The following is a 19,472-nucleotide window of genomic DNA, read 5'->3' as shown; positions in this document are numbered from 1 at the left end:
CTGGGCCGTTGTTTTGCATGGCGCGTGATTGTCGCGCGGTCAAGCGGCGGATGGTGTTTGACGCTGCTTTCGCAAGCTCTCGCCGTGCAGTTCGATGCGGTAGGCGTTGTGGACAAGGCGGTCGAGGATTGCATCGGCGATCGTAGGATTGCCGATCATGTCATACCAGTGATCGACGGGCACCTGGCTGGTGACGATGGTGGATCGCTTCTCGTAGCGGTCCTCGACGATCTCCAGGAGATCGCGCCGCTGCTCGTCGTTGAGCTTCTCCGGACCCCAGTCGTCGAGGATGAGCAGGTCGGTTCTGGCGAGCGCCTTGAGGACCTTGGGATATCGGCCGTCGCCGCGCGCCAGCGCAAGGGTGGCGAACAGCCTGGGCAGGCGATGATAGGCGACGGAGAAGTCCTCGCGGCATGCCTTGTGTCCGAGCGCGCAGGCCAGCCAGCTCTTGCCGACGCCGGCGGGTCCGATCAGCAAGAGGCTATGGTGTTGCCTGATCCAGTCGCAGTTGGCGAGCTTCAGGACGAGATTGCGATCGAGGCCGCGGGCGGCGCGGAAGTCGATGTTCTCGATCTGGGCATCATGGCGCAGCCTCGCGGCGCGAGCCCTTGCCTCGAAGCGCTTCTGGCGGCGCGTGGTCGCCTCGCGTTCGAGCAGCAGAGCGAGCCATTCGCCATGCTCGAGGTGTCTGGCTTCCGGCTGCGCCTCGAGCTCCTGATAGGCGCTGGCCATGCCTGTCAGGCCGAGTTCGCGCAGCATGTCGATGGTGGGATTGGTCAGCATTATCAGGTGTCTCCTCAATGGAAGTAGCCGGGGCCACGCAGATTGGCGTGTTCCATGACGGCGGCGGGTTCGGTGGAATGTCTGAGGGCCTTGTGGGTTGCGATGAGCGAGGCAATCGTCTTGCAGGTCAGGCCGCCGATCTCGACGGCCCGTGCCGAAACGACCTCGGCGCGCTCGCGGCTGAGGTCGCGATAGAGGCGCAGGATGCCGAGGCATGTTCTGAAGCCTTGCTCGGGATGTGGCCGGCTGGCGAGAATGGCGACGATCAGCCCTTCGGTCTGCGGACCGATGGACGCGCCCCAGCGCCGGAAGCGCTCCGGCGTCCATTCGGCGTATCGGCGGTGGGAGCTCGGCATGTGCGCGGGGTCTGTTCCATAGCGCGGCCCGCCATAGCGGCGCTGATGGACCGCGACGCGTTTGCCGCGATGGAAGATCTCGATCATTCGCGCGGTCGCCCGGATATCGACCTGCTGACGAATGAGCGCGTGCGGGACGGAATAGAAGAAGCTCCTGAACTCGGCATGGTAATCCGTCGAGACCCGCGCAAAGCGCCATTCGGCGAACTCGTACTCCTCGGCGGGCAAGCTTGCGAGCGCCGCGCGTTCGACCGTCTCGAAGAGATGGCGGCGGCTGACACCCAACCGGCGCATGACATGATTGTTGATGCGCTCCAGCACGTCGGCGATTGCGGCATTGGCCTCGGCGAGCGAGAAGAACGTCTGTTTGCGCAAGCGGCCGAGAAGGCAACTCTGGGCGAAGCGCATGCCGTTCTCGACCTTCGCTTTGTCCTTCGGGCGTCGCGGTCGGGCCGGCAGAACGCCGACACCATAGTGGGACGCCATCATGCCGTAACTGCGGTTGATCTCGGGATCGTAGAAGCTGGCGCGGCTGACGCCGGACTTCAGATTGTCGGGCACGACCAGGCGTGACCTTGCCCCGTTGAAATAATCCATTTTGAAGTAAGCTCTGGCCCATTGAGAGGACCAGAGAATGAAGCGCAACCGTTTCACAGACGAACAGATCATCGGGATTCTGAAGGAGCACGAGGCGGGCACGCCGGTCTCGGAGCTTTGCCGCAAGCACGGCGTCAGCGATGCGAGCATCTATAAATGGAAGGCCAAATTCGGCGGCATGGACGTGTCCGAAGCCAAGCGGCTGAAGACGCTGGAGGACGAGAACGCGAAGCTGAAGCGGCTTCTGGCGGATGCGATGCTCGACAATGCTGCTCTGAAAGACCTTTTGGGAAAGAAGTGGTGACGCCCGCAGCCAAGCGGAGTGCTGTCGCGCATCTGATGAGCCAACATGGGATGAGCGAACGGCGGGCGTGTAAAGCCATCGGCTTTTGCCGAATGACGATCCGTTATGAAACCAGGCGCAGCGACGATCATGGCCTTCGCGAGCGAATGAAGGCGCTGGCACATGAACGCCGCCGCTTCGGCTATCGACGCATTCATGTGCTGCTCAGACGTGAGGGACACCTAGTGAACCACAAAAAGCTCTTCCGGCTCTATCGGGAGGAGAAGCTGACGGTGCGCAAGCGCGGCGGCCGTAAGCGAGCGATTGGCACCCGAGCGCCGATGCTGATCCCGATGACTGCCAATGATCGTTGGTCGCTGGACTTCGTGTCGGATCAACTCACCGATGGACGCAGGTTCCGGATTCTGACGGTCGTCGACGATTGCACCAGAGAATGCTTGGGCCTCATCGCCGATACTTCGCTGTCCGGCCTGCGGGTTGCCCGTGAGCTGGACCGGATCATCCAGGCACGCGGCAAGCCCAGGATGATCGTCAGCGACAACGGCAGCGAATTCACCAGCAACGCGATCCTGCAATGGACGGACCGGGGCAAGGTGGATTGGCACTACATCGCGCCTGGCAAGCCGATCCAGAACGCCTTCATCGAAAGCTTCAATGGGCGGCTGCGAGACGAGTTCTTGAATGAAACCCTGTTCTCGTCACTTTCTCATGCTCGCTCAGCGCTTTTAAACTGGCGCAGCGATTACAACGATTGCCGACCACACTCCGGCCTCGGCTGGCTGACCCCTGCCGAGTTCGCTCAGACCATCAACCCGCGACGTGATGCGGTGCTGCGCAGCCGAAATGGCTCCGCACCGCAACCCGCCGCTACCGCCCCAAATACAGCAACCAAAAACCGCTGGAGCGAACTCAAAATCGGATAAAAGTTGGGGGCAAGGTCAGGCGGGGCACACCGCCGAAGAAGGCGAACATGCGCACATGTGAGCCGACCCAGTCCGGTAAGGTCTGGGTCCAGGTCACCTCGGCGAAGGTGTAGCTCGATGCGCCGAGCACGCCAAGGAACAGCTCCGCCTCGCGGACTTCGCCAGTCTTGCGATCGACGATCGGCACCCTCTTACCGGAATAGTCGACGAAGACCTTGTCGCCGGCCGCATGCTCCTGGCGCATCGTCGGCGAAAGGCGCTGCTCGAACCCGCGGAACAGCTCGCAGAAACGGCTATAGCCATAACCATCGGGATGGACGCTGCGATATTCCTCCCACAGGATCAGCAGTGTCACGCCGGGCTTCTTCAATTCGATAGAGAGCTGTGCCCAGTTCGGCTCGTGACGTCGCCGTTGGCCCTGCTTGACGCCGGCGCGGGCGAAAAGCCGAGACTCAAGAGCATCGTCTGTCAGCTCTCCCGGCAATGGCCAGCTCAGCCCCGCCATCGCAGCCCGCTTCAGGTTATCCTGGACGGTGCTGCGGGCAACGCCGAGGATCACCGCAATCTCTCGGCTGCTTGTCCCGCTTCCGGCAAGCCGGAGCATCTGTCGTAATTGTCGCATGGTCAGCCTTCTCTTCGCTGGCATCAAACTCTCCTCGTGTAACGGGAGGCTTGATGCCAAAGTTGCTGACCCAAGGGGTATCTTCAGAGCCGGAAACCGGCCGGTCTTTGATTGGAATCGTGGCCGGCTTCAAATCGGAACGGTGGCCGGATTTTGATCGGAATGGTGGCCGGCTTCAGGTCGGAATCCGCAAATCGTCACACAAAAGCCCACTCCGCGGCCGAAGCCGTGTACCAGGGTCTTGCTTCATGATCATGGCGGGGCGGCACATTGATCGTGAGCAGGGTGTCTCAAAGCCGGTCAAATCCGCGGCTGCGAACGACTAGGGTCGATATTCCACTGAATCACGCGGAGTTGTCATGTGCAACGCTTCCTGTAGTAGTACCTGCCGCATCCAGATGCTCGCCTGATCCCTGTTGTGTAGGCTAGGCCACTGGACAGCTTGGGCGAATGGTGGAAGTGCCAGTGGAAGTTCGGCGACCCGCAGCGGCGTTGTTTTTGCGAAATGTTCCACCAGCCGTAACGGCATGGTCGCTATGCGATCGGTTCCCGACAGCAAAGGCGGGATTAGACTAAATCCCGGCACGACGACTTCGATGCGCCTCTTGAGACCGTGCTCAAGCAACAACCAATTCTCGATGGAGGGCTTTAGCGTACGTCCGAACTTAGCCGCAATATGACCCATCGATCCGTAGTTTTCGAAAGAAAGCTGCCGTTTTAACTGCTTGTTAGTGGGGCAACCTACGCAAACCAGCGTGTCGTCGAGCAGTTTCGCCTTTGGATGATCGCTCGACGCGAACAATTCCGGAAGGATCACGAAATCGACGTCACCGTACCGGAGAAGTTCATCGGGATCCTCAGTGAGAGGCAGCAACTCGAAGCCGATGCCAGGCGCCTCTCGCGCCAGCCGCTTCACGACTCTTTCAAAAAACACCAGCATTATGACGTCGGAAAGCCTGATCCTGAAGCGTCGCTGCGACTGAACTGGGTTAAACATATCCCAAGAAATGATGGAGAACTGGATGTGCAGCAGAGCATCGCGGACTGCGGGGGCGAGCGCTATCGCACGCGGAGTTGGGATAAGTTCGCGACCTCGCATCGTGAACAAGTCGTCGCCGAAATAGGTGCGTAGGCGGGCGATGGCGGCGCTCATGGCCGGCTGACTGAGGTTGATACTGCGAGCAGCTGCGGTAACGCTTCGCTTTGTCATCAGAGCATCGAGCGCTACGAGCAGATTAAGATCAAGTCCCTTAAAACGCATTATTTAATTCAACCAAAGCGTTTCTACCCTCATAGAACAGGTAGTTTTCAGTGATGTTACAGAGTGAGCGCCGTTGCCTTGTTCCCGCTGCTCAGAAGAGCATGAGGGAGTGGAGCGCACTCCGTCCCGAGTACCGTAAAGAGCGTGGGACTATCCCACCACATTCGACACACCAAATGAGTGGTGCGTTGGACAAAACTTCGGCTTGCAGAGGCCTCTCCAGCGTGCTGATGAGAAAGGTGTGCAACCCGGACCCCGGCACTTTCGAGAGCTGACGTCGGTGACCAGCTGATCCCCGATAAGGGAGTGATCCTCCGGCTTGGTTAGCCTGTTCTTCAATGCGATATTGGTTTTGCGGGCGGTCTCAATTTCGGACGTGGTTTCCAATCTGCTGGGGTGCATCAGTGGCTCCGGGCAGTCCGCCGTTTTCGAGCCGATCTGGCACGCGGCTGTGGAACTCTTCGCCCATCGCCTCAATGAACCACTCCTGCGTGCCAGCAAAGACCTTGAGTTCGACCCTCTTTAGCGACGCCGACCTCCTCAACCCGATCGACGCGTCGGGTTAATGTCTCGGCAGCAGGATCAGGAGAGGACGACCCGCCCAGGATCACATTGTCTTGTGCGGGCGTGCCGCCTGGCTGGAACTTTCCTGAGTGCATCAATGGCATCTTTCTGATAATCAGACGAAGCGATGGCGGATACTAGTGCCGCATCGACCCGGTCGCGCTATGCAAAGTTCATATCCCGCCATGCGCTTGAGATATGGTTCTAAACTCTTTCCAGGATCAGTGCTGCCAGCCGACGAGTCCTGACCCACACATGGAGTAAAACGCCCGACCTCTCACTTTCGCAGAGGACGAATAGCTCCTGATTGAACCTTCAGGAGCTTGACATCGCGGACTGCAGACGGCAGGCGACACACCCGCGAAGCCTTTTTGTATGCCAGCTTGCTCCTAGTTTCTTAGTTCGCCGCGAATCGCCTCACTTCAACCGCGTCGGAACCAAACGTTGATCCGATGTGATGAGCCATTGATGCCAGACGTGCCCCACTCCACATTGGTTTCCGAAGAGCACCATTAAATCTGCGCCCAATATCTACTGCTGCTGTTAATCAGCCTGGCTGACAGAAAGCTGACGCGGAGGGGTTAGGGCGTTGTTCATGTACAGCCACAAAACTTCTTCCAGCGAATTTAGGATTGGGTAATAGTCATTCGCGCTAGTGTGTTCTGGATGTCCATCAGTGTTCGTCTCGCGATCCTTGATCGAACCGGAGCTCGCCGTTCAGCCTGAGTGGTTCATGTAACGGCAGAGCAGTGTGCGACGACAGCTCGACCCCCGAAGTAAATGTAGCGAAATGCATTCATGATGCAGATGCCTTCGATCCGAAGAATCGATTTGCTCAATCAGTTTCTCTTAAGGCAAAGGCTGATCTAATGAAGGTGTAAGGGCATATCAATGCGCAGAGAAATCGCAGGTGTATTTTTGGCATCATGGGCTCGCCGACCGGTGTATTTCTGCTCGTCAACAGACCTTCGCCCCCGCTATCACAGGTGTTTGGGTTACATGCTCCTTCGATTAGCCCTCGCAAGGAGCGGGTACGAATACTGCGATCAGTCGCGCGGTACTGCTGTCACCCCGGTCATAGTCCGCGGTGACGTGCTCAATTGGCTGTCCTGCCTTGATAGGAGAATGAAATGCGAACGTTGCTCGTGGATACGGATCTTACCCGCGCGGTCCGAGGCGCGCTCGGTGACGGCGGCTTTGCCGTTGATGTAGTTGGCACGCTGGAACAGGCGTCGAGCGCATTTTTTTCAGCGAGCTATGAAATTCTTCTGCTGGAGTTGGTACTGCCAGATGGCGATGGACTGGATTGGCTGAGGCAGCTAAGGAGCGACGGGTATTCAGTTCCTGCCGTCATTATGAGCAGGCTCGACGATCTCGAGAAACGAATTTCGGTATTCAATAGTGGCGCGGACGATTTTCTCCGTAAACCCGTCTCTACGGATGAGCTCATCGCCAGAATGCGGGCCCTTCTGCGCCGATCGACACAGATCACTTGCCCCATCATTGAATTTGGCAACCTCCACTTCGATCCGATCGGCCGACAGGTGTCGGTTGACGGTCATCCGTTAATGATCGCACGTCGCGAACTATGCATTCTAGAGCATCTGCTTAACCGCGCGGGTCGCATCGTGCCGCGTGCGCGGTTGGAAGATCAACTCTATTCGTTCAACGACGAAGTTTCAGGCAACGCGCTTGAAGCCGGAATCTACCGCTTACGCGGGTATCTCAGTAGGTCAGGTGCCACGTTGCGGATCAGGACCGTGCGCGGCATTGGCTACGTTCTTGAATTGACTGACGCGTCATCAGCATAGTCGAATTTGAAGGAAGGACTGCCTTGAAAGCCACTCCAACTGGTCATGCTAGCGCCGATCGATGGCCGACCCCCATCGTCGGTTCAAGGCCAACTGTTCCATACTGGAGCAATCTTCTCTACGCGCTCGTTCTGTTGTCGCCTATGTCCGCCGCTGCCGAAAACAACGGGGATGAAGCGGTGCCTCGTGCCGCTCCCAACAGCATCAACGCCACGCTGAACCTTTCCTCTTCGCTGGGCAAGACAGTTCATTTGCCCGCGCCAGCCGCGACCATCTTTGTGGCCGACCCAACAATTGCTGATTATCAGGCACCCTCCAATAGAACGATCTTCGTCTTTGGCAAGAAGTTCGGTCGGACCAGCCTATTCGCTCTGGACGAAAATGGCGAGGCTCTCGCCGAGTTGCATGTTGTAGTAACGCAGCCGATCGGGGATTTGCGTGCCATGTTGCGAGACCAGGTCGGCGACTACCCGATCCACGTCAGCTATACGCCACGCGGCGCAATCCTCAGCGGTACAGCGCCCAATGCCGAAGTCGTTGACATTGCAAAAAGAGTTACTGAGCAATTTCTCGGTGACGGTGCGCCGATCGTCAACAATATCAAGGTCGCCGGCTCTTTGCAGGTTAATCTCAGTGTGCGCGTAGCGGAAGTCTCCCGCAGCGGTCTGAAGGCACTCGGCATCAACTTGTCCGCCTTCGGTCAATTCGGCAATTTCAAGGTGGGTGTGTTAAACAGAGGTGCTGGACTTGGTTCGGCAACTGGTAGCGGCGGTACAGCAGAAATCGGATTCGACAATGATGCTGTCAGCGTCGGCGCGGTTCTCGACGCGCTTGCTAAGGAGCACATAGCTTCCGTCTTGGCTGAGCCGAACCTCACTGCTATGTCGGGTGAAACTGCCAGCTTCCTCGCCGGCGGCGAATTTCCCATTCCTGTCCTGCAGGAAAATGGGCAAACCTCGGTGGAATTTCGCCGCTTCGGCGTCAGTCTTGAATTCGTACCAACTGTTCTCGACAACAACCTAATCAACATTCACGTAAAGCCGGAAGTCAGTGAACTATCGTTACAAGGTGCCGTTCAAGTCAACGGGATCGCCGTGCCGGCAGTTTCCACGCGGCGTGCCGATACAGTCGTCGAGCTCGCGAGCGGGCAGAGCTTCGTGATTGGCGGTCTCATCAGGCGTAACGTCAACAATGATATCAGTGCATTTCCCTGGCTTGGCCGAATACCCATCCTTGGCGCTCTGTTTCGTTCGTCCTCGTTTCAAAAGGAGGAGTCGGAATTGGTTATTTTGGTTACGCCTTACATCGTCAGGCCAGGCTCCAACCCCAACCAAATGAGCGCACCCACGGACCGGATGGCTCCGGCTTTGGGCACTCCGCCGCGAGCCCGCGCTGCTATCAGCACCGACGCGCCAAGCGTCAAGGGCGATCTCGGCTTCATCATCGAATAGTGTTGCCGAATGACGTTGCGGATCATAGCTCACCTGCTCGCTTTGACAGCAAGCCTAGCAGGCTGCACAAGCACTGCACCGATCTATGTCGAGCAATCGACACCGATTTTTGTCCGACAGGAGTCCACCGTCTTGAAGTTGGAGAGCCTTCACGCTTCCGAACAGCAGCGTCTTCTTGCCTTCCTATGGAAGGCCAGTCGCGGCCGGAGGGATGCCCTTCACCTCGTTATCAGCGGGTCGTCCCGGCTCAGCGCAGAGGCAGTCCATCAAGCCAGACAGATGGGCATCGGCGCTTCCAACATCCATTTGCTTGACCAAAATGACCGCGGGCAGCTGCGGGTAGAGGCCGTTGTCTATCATGCCCTCCCTCCAATCTGCCGGTCGCTTTCCAGCCAGTTACTTAATGACGAATTCTTCGACCAGCCGATCGGCTGTTCGACGAGCCATAATCTGGCAGTAATGATCAACGATCCGCGCGATTTGCTCGGCAATAGATTTGTCAAGCCCAGCGATGGTGATCGGGCGGCCATACCAGTTACCACCTACAGGACCTCGACGGGTAAAGGTGGCTTATGAGCCAGGAACGCGACTGTTCCCGATGATCGCTTCATCCGGGTTGGGTGTCCCCTCAACGCACTCGATTCGCATGAGCGGCGCGGCGCTCCCGACTTACCGCGGTTGCAGTCACTTAGAGTGTGGCGAGATCGGATGGGATGATGATGTGGACGCCCCCGCGCCGGCGGTTGCCGCTATGATGCCGGCCAGTTACCCGCAGCAAAAGAGGAGCGTTGACAATGCAGATCACGACCGTTGGATTGGATTTGGCCAAGAGCGTGTTTCAGGCGCATGGTGTCGATGAGACAGGCGCAACCGTGCTGGTGAAACGGCTGCATCGCAAGCAGATGCTGCCGTTCTTCTCGAAGCTGCCACCCTGCCTAATCGGAATGGAAGCGTGTGGCACAGCGCACCATTGGGCTCGGACGCTCGCCGCCATGGGGCACGAGGTCCGGCTCATTCCCCCATCCTACGTGAAGCCCTATGTCAAACGCGGCAAGAGCGACGCGCTGGATGCCGAGGCAATCTGCGAAGCCGTGCAGCGCCCGACGATGCGGTTCGTGCCTGTGAAGACGGTGGCGCAGCAGAGCATTCTCATGACTCATCGCGCCAGGTCGCTGCTCGTTCGCCAACGCACCATGGTCGCAAATGCGTTGCGGGCGCATCTGGCTGAACTCGGCTTAGTCGCCAATCCAGGCATTGCCAATCTGGCAAAGTTGGCGCAGCAAGCGCTGTCTGGCGAGAGCAGCTTGCCCTCCTATGCCCGGACCACGCTGGACATTCTGATCCGGCAGATCCTGGTGTTTGCCGATGAGATCGCTGCGCTGGATCAGCAACTTCTCGCTTGGCATGCCGACAGCGAGGCCAGTCGCCGGCTCTCCGCTATCCCCGGCCTCGGCATAGTCACAGCCACGGCGGTCGCCGCCACCGTCACCGATCCCGAGCAATTCCGCTCCGGCAGGCAATTTGCCGCCTGGCTCGGCCTGACGCCGCAGCAGTGTTCGACCGGAGGAAAAACCCAGCTCGGCGGCATCTCCAAGCAGGGAGACCGATACTTGCGGAGGTTGCTCGTCGTCGGCGCCACCGCCGTTATCCGTCATACGAAGGACAAGGCAACGCCCCTGGCGAACTGGATCAGAAAGCTCCTGGAGAAAAAGCCGTTCAGGCTGGTCTCCGTTGCCCTCGCCAATAAACTCGCGCGGATCGCATGGGTCGTGCTGACCCGCAAGGAAGCCTATCGGGCCCATGAAATGATCGCCTGAGTTCAATCCCAGAGAACCGGAATTGGTAACGGCAGTCGATGATGTGTAACGATCGAGCCAATGGTGAGGCCAACCCGTCTGATTCAATGCGCTTCAAACGCGCGCCAGCTTGATCAGGGTCCTCATCGGCGGATTTCCATCAGGGCCAGCGGTCAAACTTCATACCGCACAAACAGGCCGGACATATGAAAGCAACCGATCAAACCACCCGACAAAAAGCCCTTGCCATAGGGGGCGTCCACATATGATCACTTGCCGGGGTGTCAGTCGGCACGGAAATTGTTGAGCCCCTATCGGCGCTTGTGCATAAGCAAGATCGATCGACGCCCAGACAGCCAGTTAGAGGGTCGGTACGTCAGTCTCGCCGATACGAAGCTGAGTCGACGTGTATATAGGTCTGGCTGGCGTCAATATCTTGACGCTTGTAACGTATGGCGCCTGTCAGACGGGGGTGCTAAGAATTCCTGCCCCTGTCAGCTGCGGGCATACGCTGTGCGCTTCGATCGTGAACGCCTACTCTGCAGGAAAGCCCGCACCCGAGTCCGCAGATCAAATGTCAAAATCCAGCGATGGCCTGATGCGAATAACTCCCTCGCCTCGGAATTCGGCAACGTGCGGCATGCCCATCATCAAAAACGTTGTTGTCGGGACCTCTGCGGTTGGCATTAGCCCCGTGGCTCTTAGCATGCTCATCTGGTCTTCTGAGGCCATGTGAGGAGCTAAGAACCAGTGGTCCCACGCACGAACGCCGCTATCCATAACGAAATCAGAAAGTTCAGTCGGCTCGGCCCCTGCGGACGAGGACGGCCAAGCGTGCGATGGCCGGGCTTGCGACGGTCCAGAGTGTGATGGCCCCACCTGCCACGGTCCAGCTTGCGGCCCCGCGGCATCCACGCGCTGCCATATCAAATCCTGATCGTATTCGGGCACCTGCAGCGCGCGAGCATGCGGTTGCTGCTCGCTAGGCTGGGGAGACTTTCCCCTCTCAGCGGTCAGTGGCGCGGGAGAAGCTGTAGCCCGCGTATGCAGGTCATGCTGCCAATCAAGCAATGACGGATTCGCCCAATCCAAATACTGCGAGTAGGGATGCTCGGTTTCTAAGTCGGTGGCATGTGGCGGTGGGCTTGCGTTCAGTGGGGTGGCGGACGAGGATGGCCCGGCTTGCGACGGTCCAGATCGTGATGGCCCCACTTGCCATGATCCAGCTCGCGGTCCCGCGGCTTCCACGTGCTGATCCTGGTCGTGTTCGGGCGCGTCCTGTAGCACCCGAGCATGCGGTCGCTGCTCGCTAGGATGGGGAGACCTTTCCCTAGTCCTGGTATACAGGTCATGCTGCCATTCACAAGGTGATGGATAAGGATATGCCGAATCCAAATACTGCGAGTAGGGATGCCCGGTGTCCAAATATGGGGAATCGGCTTCAACCTGCGGCAATAGTGAGTCAGCGGCATGTGGAGGGCTATATTGAAATCCGCTCAGCTGATGCGCAAATGCACTCTCGTTGGCGGGTGGTGGAGAGTCGGGCTGTGGGCTTGCGTTTAGTGGGCGGGTTGAATTGATATCCATCCTGTTTCTCCTTTGAAATATGGAGGCCCCAAGCCTTTCCGATGCGGAGGCGGCATCACCGTCTAATTCGCCCTGCAATTGTAAGAGAGATACCTTTCGAGAAGCTGACAATCAGATGGACCGAATGAAGACCGGACTTATGTTCGCTCGAACGTCGCGTCGCTGGCGAAGCCCGTCGACAGATCCAGGATGATAGAGACAACAGCTGTCAACATGGCACGCGCCAAGAGACAATGTTTCAACACGATATTTCTTCTTTACCGACGTGATTGGCGCGCCTTCAGCCACAGGCCGAGCGCCACGAGAAAAGACAGGCCGTAGAGGCCCGTGACGAGCGGGAAAGCTGCCTTGAGCCCAAACCGTTGCGTGGCGGCGACTCCTGCAATGATCCCGACGACCGAAGCGCCCTGCTGGCAGGTCTGCGCAAGCCCCAGGACCGATCCCTGCCTTTCGCTTCGCGTCGCGGCCGAGACGAGCGACAGGAGAACCGGTGTCGTTCCTCCAAGCAGCGCGCCCCAGGCAAAATAGAGCGCTGCGTACAGCCCTATCGCACGGGTCGAGCCAGCGAGCCCGGTGGCGACGAAGCATCCGCCAGCGATCAGCACGTTACATCCGAGCACAAAAGACGGCTCTCGCCCTTCGAAGGTCCGGGCCCACACCGGCGCTGCGACCACAAAGCCGAGCGCAAGAAGGCCATAGCTCAATCCCGTGATCCAATGCTGAGAGCCGTAGACCTCCGACATATAGAGGGAAAAGGGCACCTGCAGCACCATCCTGCTCGCAAGCAGCAATCCCATCAGAGCAAGTAGTCCGAACACGGACACCCCCGTGGAAGGCGCGCAAGAGACTGTTGTTGCTTTCGCGGTTTTCGTGAGTCCCGCTCCTCCTGGTGGAACCGGCAGGCTTGTCCAGGCGACTGCGGCACAGAATGCGCAGATCACCCCGGCGGTGAGGTTGACGGCCGCAAAAGGCAAGGCGTCGAGGATGAGCCCGCCGAGGAAAGCGCCGCCCAGCGAGCCGACATTCGTCGCCACCTGCAGCCAGGCGAAGAGGCGGGCGCGATCGCGCCCGCCGGTGACCTCAACGCCGTAGGCCTGGGCCGGAGCGATATAGCCAGCGCAGGCCCCCTGCAGAAAGCGCAACGCCAGAATGGTCCAGACATCCTGGGCGAAGGCGACGAGCAGTTGCGTGATCGCCAGGCCCAGCAAGGCCCGGACCATCATCAGGCGATTGCCGTACCGGTCGCCCATACGTCCCCAAAAGGCACTCGTCAGCGATACGCCGAGCATCGGGCAGACGTAGACGCCGATACCCGCGAGGCCAAAGACGCTGTCCGAGGGGCTCAATGCCTTGATCTGAATCGGCCAGAAGGGACCGTTCATCTCCATGGCGCCCATGGAGATGAATTGAAGTCCGAACAGCAGCGCGAAGTCGGGTCCGAAACCGCGCAGGACCGCGACTGTCCTGGTCATTCCGCACTCGCCAACGGATTGGGCAATTGGTGCTCGATGCGGTAGTCGCGATAGCGCTCGAGATGCATCCGCAGGACCGAGCGTGCCGGCCAGGGCCGTTCGAGGAAGGCCTGGCGTTCCTCGAGCCAGAACGCATCCGAGAGCATGCGCGGCCGCAACGTCTCGAACGCCTCTTCCGTTTCTTCCCTGAGGACGCGCCAAAGGCTGTCACCCGCAACCGAATATTGCTCGGTCAGGCAAAGGGCGATCTCGTGAAGATGGCAGACAAAGCACGCATTGATGAGGAACGAGCGCACGAGGCTGATATCGTCGTCGAAGGTGGTTGGCAGGATGCCCCCTCGACTGAACGGCTGCAGCTCATAACCGCGTTCGGTGAAGAGCGGTGCAAAACTGCGGCCGTCACCGAAATCGCGGATCAAGAGCTTCCGTGGCAGGCCGCGATCATCGAAAAGGACCGTGCTGTTTTGTTGATGCGCCTCGAATGCAATGCCGTAGAGGAGATACATGGCCAGAGTCGGTCGGACAACGGTGCGAGCATAGAGCCGGAAGAACACAGCGATCGCCGCTTCGCTCTCGTCGCCGCTTTTTCCGATGAGTTCGCAGATCAGTGGCCGGCCGTCGACAGGGCCAGCGGTCAGAAGCGCGGCGACGGTTACCGGCAGCAGGCCATCTCGACGGGCAAGAGCATCGGCCTTGCGATAGACCACCCAAAGAAAGCGGCCGAGATGCTCGTCGCCGGTTTCGGGATGACGCAGAATCGCCCCAAGCTCTTCAGTAAGGATCTCCAGCCTGCACCTGAGGTCATCCTCCTCCGACACAATGTCGGAAATCAGCGTGCTGAGGCGCGGTCCCATATGGATCGACTTCGCCTGCAGCGTGCGCTGCTCACTCGTCATCCAGATCGCAACCGGCAGTTTGATGAAGGGTCTTGGCGCCTCGGTCTTCGGCAGCATCGTGCGAAACGACATGGACGGCAACGTCACGATCTCCGGGCCGTCAGGATCGAAAATGCCGGCTTCGATCTCTGCCGCGAATTCGCGGCGCACGAAGTGCTCCAGATGCCAGGCGTGGACCGGCAGAGGCAGCCAGTCCTCGGGTGACTGGCCCCGCGCTTTCAGGCCCTCCGCCCAATCGCGCGAGAGATCCGGGAAGTTCTCAGCGAACCATTCCGAATAGCTTCCGACATGCGGCATCTTCTCGACGTAGGCCCAGCTGCTGCGGAGCGCCGCAATGCGCAGGGGCACGCGCGCGCCGAACTCGGGGGACAGTGCGGCGACCTCCTCCGCCGCCAGGCCGGGCTTGGCCTTCCAGGTCGGATAGAACGGGTGGCCTTCGAGCGCGCCCCATTGGTCGAGGGTCATCGCGGCCAAATGCGTCGGCAAGCTTCTTTCGAGATAGGCAAGGAAGCCGGGCGCACCGGCTTCGGCGATTTCCTGGCGCAGCCTGGCGCTCCAGCGCCCGCGCTCGCGGCGCGCCAGCATGTCGTTGCGCATGCTGTTGTCCACGTCGCGCAGCAAATGCTCCAGTCCGTCAGAAGCGGGCGTGATCGCGAGAGAGGGGGCAACCTCCCGCATCAGGGCGGCCGGATCATCGATCCGCTGCCGTGCCCCGGTGCCGTCCAGCACTTCGATCTGTCCACGGTTCCGCAAGGTTCCGGCGGGCGCGAGGCTGAGATCGGTGAAGTGCAGCATGCGCTGCGAGGGCCAGAGGGGGAACCAGGCCTGGCGGCCTTCGCGTGCCCACAGCAAGGCGTTCGGCGCGAGCAGGCGCTCGGCGAACAGGCAGCGCACCAGCCGGTTGATCGCGTTGCGCGATGCCTGCGTCAAAAGCGCAAGATCCTCGTTCTCGACGGGATTCGTCACGGAAGGCGTCTTCTCGTCCATCAGGCGGCCTCCGGCCAGTCGGCTGGGACATAGTCTGGTGTACCCGCAGCCAATTTGCCGTGGTAGTCGCACGCCCAGCGATAGGTCTTGGCGATCGCCGGTACCGTCGCCTCGAGCCGTTCTGCCATCGTGACGAGCAGCGCCTGTCCGAAAGCGATATCCTCATGGAAGGCGCGGCTTCCGCGATCGATGACGAGCCCCGGGCCATGTGGATTGGGAACGAGGGGGGCAGGAATGCCCGCATAGGCGCGATTTGTGCGTAGAAGCGTGTACATGGTTCGGTCATCCCCAATCTGGTCGCCATAGGCCTCGATCAGTTCCTGCTGAAGCGGCTTCACTGAGCTGAGATCAATGCCGAGACGTGCCTCGCTCGCCCGGCGGATCGCTTGGTTTTCCGCATCGCAAGCTTCCAGGAGCTCGGCGCCTGCTTGTGGGCAGTCGCTCCACCAGCACAGGGCTTCGTCGAACGGTCTTTTTTCCCACGGTGCGCCGGGGCCGATGAGCGCGTAGAGCACGGCCGGGTGCATCAGCGCGTTGCCCGGCGTCAGCGTGATTTCGAGATAGTCCTTGAGCAGGTTGACGGGCGCCTCGTAGATGCGATTCAACATCGCCATCAGTGCGGCGGCGCTCGCAGCGCTTTCCCGGCGATCCAGGGCAACGAAGAGTTCTGCCTTGGCGCCGCCCATCCGCACGCGCTGGCCTGCAATCAGATCATAGGCGATATGGGGCACGTCCTTCATGCCCCAGATCACCACATTGTCACGCCCCGAAAGCACCTTTGCCGCGAGCCAGTCGAAGCCGCAAAAGCCAGGAATCGCGCCGATATAGACGCTCTTATCCGTCGGCAAATACGGCGCTATACGATGCAAGAGCGCGGATCTTGCCTGGGCGGGTTGCGTTATGAGGACCATGTCAGCGTTGTCGAGCGCCGCGCTCGGGTCGGTTCCGCTGTAGTCGGGCCTAGCACTCAGGGTGCGACCGTCTCGCGTCACCGCTTGCCAGAGATCGCCCCCGCTCGCCCATCGCGCGGCCACGGTGGCGGACGTGGTCAGGACCGAAACATCGATGCCCGGGTTCTGCTTGAACAGCACCGCGTTCAAATGTCCGGTGCGGCCAGCGCCGCAAATGGTCACCTTCATGCTGCCCGCGCCTTTCCGAATAGCCAGCCATCCAACTGGGCAGCGATTGCCGGGTCGAGCAGGCGGCGCTTCGCCATCCATTCCTCATCGAAAATCGTGCCAAGATATTTCTCGCCGCCATCGGCAACCGTCGTGACGACCGTGCCGGTGAGCTTGCCGGCGCCAATGAACTCCAGCGCCTTGTAGATGGCGCCGCCGGTCGAGCCGCCAACGAGCAGTCCCTTGCGCCGGGCGATGTACCGCGCCGTCTCGAAGGCTTGCGTATCGGTCACCTGCACGCCTTCGTCGATGCAGCCATAGTCCAGCACCTTGCCGACCTCATCGCCGGCGGGCGTGCCCGTTCCTGACTGGTAATAGGGGTGCCCCGGCTTGCCGAAAACGATCGAGCCGGCCGGCTCCACGGCAATAGTGCGTACGGCCGGATTGTTACGCTTCACACGCTGGGAGATTCCGGTCATCGAGCCGCCGGTCCCCACGCAGCCGACAAAGGCGTCGATGCCGTCGGGAAGCTGGGCAACCAGTTCGTCCACGAGGCCGGTATAGCCTGCCGGATTTGCCGGGTTGTCGGACTGGTTCATGAACAGCGCGCCCGGAAGCTGCGCGCCGAGTTGCGCTGCGAGGCGTTGGCGCTCGACGACTGCGACCTCGTCTTCGCGAAAGTCGCCTTCGACATAGCGGATCTCAGCCCCTAGCGCCCGCATCATGCGGATCTTGTCGGGCGCTGCATGGTGGTCCACCACGGCAATGAAGCGCAGCCCGAATTCCAGCGCTGCGAGCGCCAGCCCCGTGCCAGTATTTCCCGACGATGATTCAACGATCGTGCCGCCCGGAGCGAGGCGCCCATCCTCAAGGGCCGCAATCACCATGCTGCGAGCCATACGATCCTTCATCGAGCCGCCGGGATTGTTCTTCTCGATCTTCAGAACCAAGGTGGCGTTGCGGCCCGGCACGTCGATCGACATGACCGGCGTCTGGCCGATCAATTGTGTTACGGTCGTGTGCAGCATCTAAACCTCTCCAATTGTGTCGGGAACGAGATTGGGCCGCCCTTCGGCGTCTTCGATGACGCAGAAGCGAGCGGGCATGGGATGGCGATGGAACTCGTTTTCGAGGAGGTCCATCTGGTAGCCGCCGGTGTTGGCGTATACGAGCAGGTCGCCAGCGCGCGGCGCGGTCGGGAACGTCAGCCACCGGTTGCTGATGACGTCCTCGTCGAGGCAGCTATGGCCGGCCAGATAGGCGCGGACCGGCGGCGATTGAACGGTCGCCTTGGTGGCAGGCACGAGAATAGGGTCGATCAGGAATTCGGAGGCGAACCAAGTTTCGCAGGCGCTGAAGCTGCAAAGATGACGTGCGAATCCGGACCGAGCGCCTTCACCCGCGAGATTCGAAAGACAGTGATCGCCGCCTGGTCGGCCAGAGCGCGGCCGGGCTCCATCGCCAGCGTGAGACCCTCACGCGCCAGGTAACCGGCTACGCTTCGGCCCTGGTTCATCTCCGCCTCCAAGAGCCGGTGCAGCCAGTCGGCTGCTGAAAGAGTGCTGCCATAGGGATAGAAAGAGTCCGGTATTTTCCCGGTGCGGTAGTCCTCGGGCGCCTGCGCCGCGAGATGCGCGTCGTACCTGGCTCGGTCGACATATTGGATAGGCAGGCCACCGCCAATATCGATCATGCCCGGAAAAAATCCCATCCGTCTGGCTTCGGCAATGAGGTCGGCGGCCTCACTGAGCGCTGCCACACGGGTCTCCCGGCGATAGCCGCTAAGGTGGAAATGCAGCCCGTCGAAACGGAGCCTGCCTTCGCCGGCAAGCCGAACGAGGCAATGAACAATCGCGTCGGGCGGCATGCCGAAGCGGCTCTTGCTTTGGTCCCTCGGTCGCAAACGCAAGAGGATCGGCTGTTGGCCAGCATCTGCCGGCAGACCGTGGATGAGATCCTCCAGTTCTTCCGGCGAGTCCACCGATATCAGCGCGTTGCAATTGATCAGCGCTTGATGAAATGCGCTCGTCTTCGCCGGTCCCGTCGCCACAAGCCTGGCACCATCGGCCCCAAGCCGCCTTGCGTCGCGAAGCTCGTAGAGGCTGGAGACGTCGAGCCCGGCGCCTGCGCTGAGCGCTGCCTGCATGAGCCCGGGCGATTTGTTGGCCTTCGCCCCGTAATAGATCGCATGCTCGACGCGGCGCTCCGTCAGTACGCCCTTCAAGGCGGCAAGATTCTCCCGCAACGCATCCGGCCAGACCAGATTGAGCGGGGAGCCGTGGCGGGCGGCCCAATCGAAAAGAAGAGGACCGTATTTGGTGAGAAGGTCCGCAGTCGCCGATCGCAGAATCGGTGGCAGCCCATGGCCGATCTTCGTCATCACAGCGCCCCCGCGGAAAAGACCGGCGCCATGTCCATCGGAGTGGGACTGCTCAAAAGCTCAAGCGGCACATCGCATGTCGGCAAGCCGTGGGCAAAAACGTGCCGGGTCGTCTTGTAGGGAAACTTGCGGCCGCTGCGCGCCATCGCGAAGATTTCAGCCGGAGTAATGTTCCCACCTGGGCGCCAACTCTCTACCCGCACCGAATCGTTGTCGAGAAGAAGCACCGGCATCCTGGTGAGCCGGAGGCGATGCGCAGCCGTCAACCGGTGATAGTCGTCAATCACGAATAAGGCATCCTTCTCGGCTGTTATTGGCACGGTCCATGAGCCTGTTTGCAGGATTTGGGCCTGCAGTGCATCGACCCTGTCAGGGTTCACCTCTTCTGTTGGGATCAATTGTGCTGCGGAGAGAGGGCAATGTTCCATGCGGTCCGGCCTCACGCTCGCTCTTTCGCATCGCACATATCTTGATTATCCGCGTTCACGTCTAGTCTCCTGCGCGTTCGCTGCCTCGTCGCTCGCAAATGTGCAAGCGACAGCGGCCGGCGAGGCGCGGTGAGGA

The 19,472-nt window shown here is 60.2% G+C and carries 13 protein-coding genes and 3 pseudogenes; 5 read left to right on the top strand and 11 right to left on the bottom strand.

Going from position 1 to position 19,472, the window contains the following annotated elements; translation table 11 throughout:
* Positions 1-39 precede the first annotated feature (39 nt).
* Together istB and SJ05684_RS29215 are read right to left on the bottom strand one after the other, a co-directional pair.
* The gene (gene istB, locus SJ05684_RS29220) at positions 40-783 is read right to left on the bottom strand and encodes an IS21-like element helper ATPase IstB (protein ID WP_014857536.1); all 744 of its coding nucleotides are present in this window, start codon (positions 781-783) and stop codon (positions 40-42) included.
* A 14-nt stretch (positions 784-797) separates the two neighbouring features.
* Positions 798-1,721, bottom strand: a pseudogene (locus tag SJ05684_RS29215) (Mu transposase domain-containing protein); the annotation flags it as partial.
* A 52-nt stretch (positions 1,722-1,773) separates the two neighbouring features.
* Between SJ05684_RS29215 and SJ05684_RS29210 the strand changes: the two are divergent.
* Positions 1,774-2,963, top strand: a protein-coding gene (locus SJ05684_RS29210; RefSeq protein ID WP_086018076.1) for an IS3 family transposase whose coding sequence is annotated in 2 segments (ribosomal slippage) — positions 1,774-2,023 and positions 2,023-2,963 — 1,191 coding nt in all. Because the reading frame shifts where the segments join, the coding sequence is not laid out codon by codon here.
* Between the two features lie 7 nt (positions 2,964-2,970).
* On the opposite strand, the pseudogene SJ05684_RS29205 reads toward SJ05684_RS29210, so the two are convergent.
* A pseudogene (locus SJ05684_RS29205) lies at positions 2,971-3,609 on the bottom strand (transposase); the annotation flags it as partial.
* Positions 3,610-3,907: 298 nt separating this feature from the next.
* Positions 3,908-4,846: a transcriptional regulator NodD2 gene (nodD2, locus tag SJ05684_RS29195; protein WP_014857540.1), complete on the bottom strand. Its 939-nt coding sequence runs from the start codon at positions 4,844-4,846 to the stop codon at positions 3,908-3,910.
* Positions 4,847-6,540: 1,694 nt separating this feature from the next.
* On the opposite strand from nodD2, the gene SJ05684_RS29185 reads away from it, so the two are divergent.
* From SJ05684_RS29185 to SJ05684_RS29165, 4 genes are all read left to right on the top strand, one after another.
* The gene (locus tag SJ05684_RS29185) at positions 6,541-7,221 is read left to right on the top strand and encodes a response regulator (RefSeq protein ID WP_014857543.1); all 681 of its coding nucleotides are present in this window, start codon (positions 6,541-6,543) and stop codon (positions 7,219-7,221) included.
* 23 nt (positions 7,222-7,244) lie between these two features.
* A complete protein-coding gene (locus SJ05684_RS29180; protein ID WP_034859716.1) occupies positions 7,245-8,672 on the top strand; it encodes a type II and III secretion system protein family protein in 1,428 nt (475 codons plus the stop codon).
* A gap of 9 nt (positions 8,673-8,681) precedes the next feature.
* Positions 8,682-9,248, top strand: coding sequence for a CpaD family pilus assembly lipoprotein (locus SJ05684_RS29175; protein ID WP_014857545.1), 567 nt, complete (start codon positions 8,682-8,684; stop codon positions 9,246-9,248).
* Between the two features lie 218 nt (positions 9,249-9,466).
* Entirely contained in the window at positions 9,467-10,489 is a 1,023-nt protein-coding gene (locus SJ05684_RS29165; RefSeq protein ID WP_014328393.1) for an IS110 family RNA-guided transposase, read from the top strand.
* A gap of 549 nt (positions 10,490-11,038) precedes the next feature.
* Here the strand turns inward: SJ05684_RS29165 and nopL are convergent.
* The 7 genes and pseudogenes from nopL to SJ05684_RS29130 form a co-directional block, all read right to left on the bottom strand.
* Entirely contained in the window at positions 11,039-12,055 is a 1,017-nt protein-coding gene (nopL, locus tag SJ05684_RS29160) for a type II secretion system effector nodulation protein NopL (RefSeq protein ID WP_014857546.1), read from the bottom strand.
* Between the two features lie 257 nt (positions 12,056-12,312).
* A complete protein-coding gene (locus SJ05684_RS29155; RefSeq protein WP_014857547.1) occupies positions 12,313-13,527 on the bottom strand; it encodes an MFS transporter in 1,215 nt (404 codons plus the stop codon).
* On the bottom strand, positions 13,524-15,410 hold the full coding sequence (locus tag SJ05684_RS29150) for an IucA/IucC family protein (RefSeq protein WP_014857548.1): 1,887 nt from the start codon (positions 15,408-15,410) through the stop codon (positions 13,524-13,526). The genes SJ05684_RS29155 and SJ05684_RS29150 overlap by 4 nt, the downstream gene beginning before the upstream one ends.
* Positions 15,410-16,549, bottom strand: coding sequence for an NAD/NADP octopine/nopaline dehydrogenase family protein (locus SJ05684_RS29145; protein WP_014857549.1), 1,140 nt, complete (start codon positions 16,547-16,549; stop codon positions 15,410-15,412). Before SJ05684_RS29145 ends, SJ05684_RS29150 begins: the two co-directional genes overlap by 1 nt.
* Positions 16,546-17,556: a PLP-dependent cysteine synthase family protein gene (locus SJ05684_RS29140; RefSeq protein WP_014857550.1), complete on the bottom strand. Its 1,011-nt coding sequence runs from the start codon at positions 17,554-17,556 to the stop codon at positions 16,546-16,548. The genes SJ05684_RS29145 and SJ05684_RS29140 overlap by 4 nt, the downstream gene beginning before the upstream one ends.
* Positions 17,557-18,908: pseudogene (locus tag SJ05684_RS29135) on the bottom strand (Y4yA family PLP-dependent enzyme).
* Positions 18,908-19,336 (bottom strand): ParB N-terminal domain-containing protein, encoded by a 429-nt coding sequence (locus SJ05684_RS29130; protein WP_014857553.1) that lies wholly within the window; start codon positions 19,334-19,336, stop codon positions 18,908-18,910. The pseudogene SJ05684_RS29135 and the gene SJ05684_RS29130 overlap by 1 nt, the downstream one beginning before the upstream one ends.
* Positions 19,337-19,472: the final 136 nt, after the last annotated feature.

Source organism: Sinorhizobium sojae CCBAU 05684, from assembly GCF_002288525.1.
Taxonomy (GTDB): Bacteria; Pseudomonadota; Alphaproteobacteria; order Rhizobiales; family Rhizobiaceae; genus Sinorhizobium; species Sinorhizobium sojae.
Note: the sequence above shows the minus strand (reverse complement) of the source record. Positions and strands in the feature narration are given on the sequence as shown.

What these genes read in the sequence shown, in the direction of transcription:
- nopL (WP_014857546.1), bottom strand. Translation starts at nt 12,055, where the DNA reads ATGGATATCAATTCAACCCGCCCACTAAACGCAAGCCCACAGCCCGAC.
- SJ05684_RS29165 (WP_014328393.1), top strand. Translation starts at nt 9,467, where the DNA reads ATGCAGATCACGACCGTTGGATTGGATTTGGCCAAGAGCGTGTTTCAG.
- SJ05684_RS29150 (WP_014857548.1), bottom strand. Translation starts at nt 15,410, where the DNA reads ATGGACGAGAAGACGCCTTCCGTGACGAATCCCGTCGAGAACGAGGAT.
- SJ05684_RS29140 (WP_014857550.1), bottom strand. Translation starts at nt 17,556, where the DNA reads ATGCTGCACACGACCGTAACACAATTGATCGGCCAGACGCCGGTCATG.
- SJ05684_RS29175 (WP_014857545.1), top strand. Translation starts at nt 8,682, where the DNA reads ATGACGTTGCGGATCATAGCTCACCTGCTCGCTTTGACAGCAAGCCTA.
- SJ05684_RS29185 (WP_014857543.1), top strand. Translation starts at nt 6,541, where the DNA reads ATGCGAACGTTGCTCGTGGATACGGATCTTACCCGCGCGGTCCGAGGC.
- nodD2 (WP_014857540.1), bottom strand. Translation starts at nt 4,846, where the DNA reads ATGCGTTTTAAGGGACTTGATCTTAATCTGCTCGTAGCGCTCGATGCT.
- SJ05684_RS29130 (WP_014857553.1), bottom strand. Translation starts at nt 19,336, where the DNA reads ATGGAACATTGCCCTCTCTCCGCAGCACAATTGATCCCAACAGAAGAG.
- istB (WP_014857536.1), bottom strand. Translation starts at nt 783, where the DNA reads ATGCTGACCAATCCCACCATCGACATGCTGCGCGAACTCGGCCTGACA.
- SJ05684_RS29155 (WP_014857547.1), bottom strand. Translation starts at nt 13,527, where the DNA reads ATGACCAGGACAGTCGCGGTCCTGCGCGGTTTCGGACCCGACTTCGCG.
- SJ05684_RS29145 (WP_014857549.1), bottom strand. Translation starts at nt 16,549, where the DNA reads ATGAAGGTGACCATTTGCGGCGCTGGCCGCACCGGACATTTGAACGCG.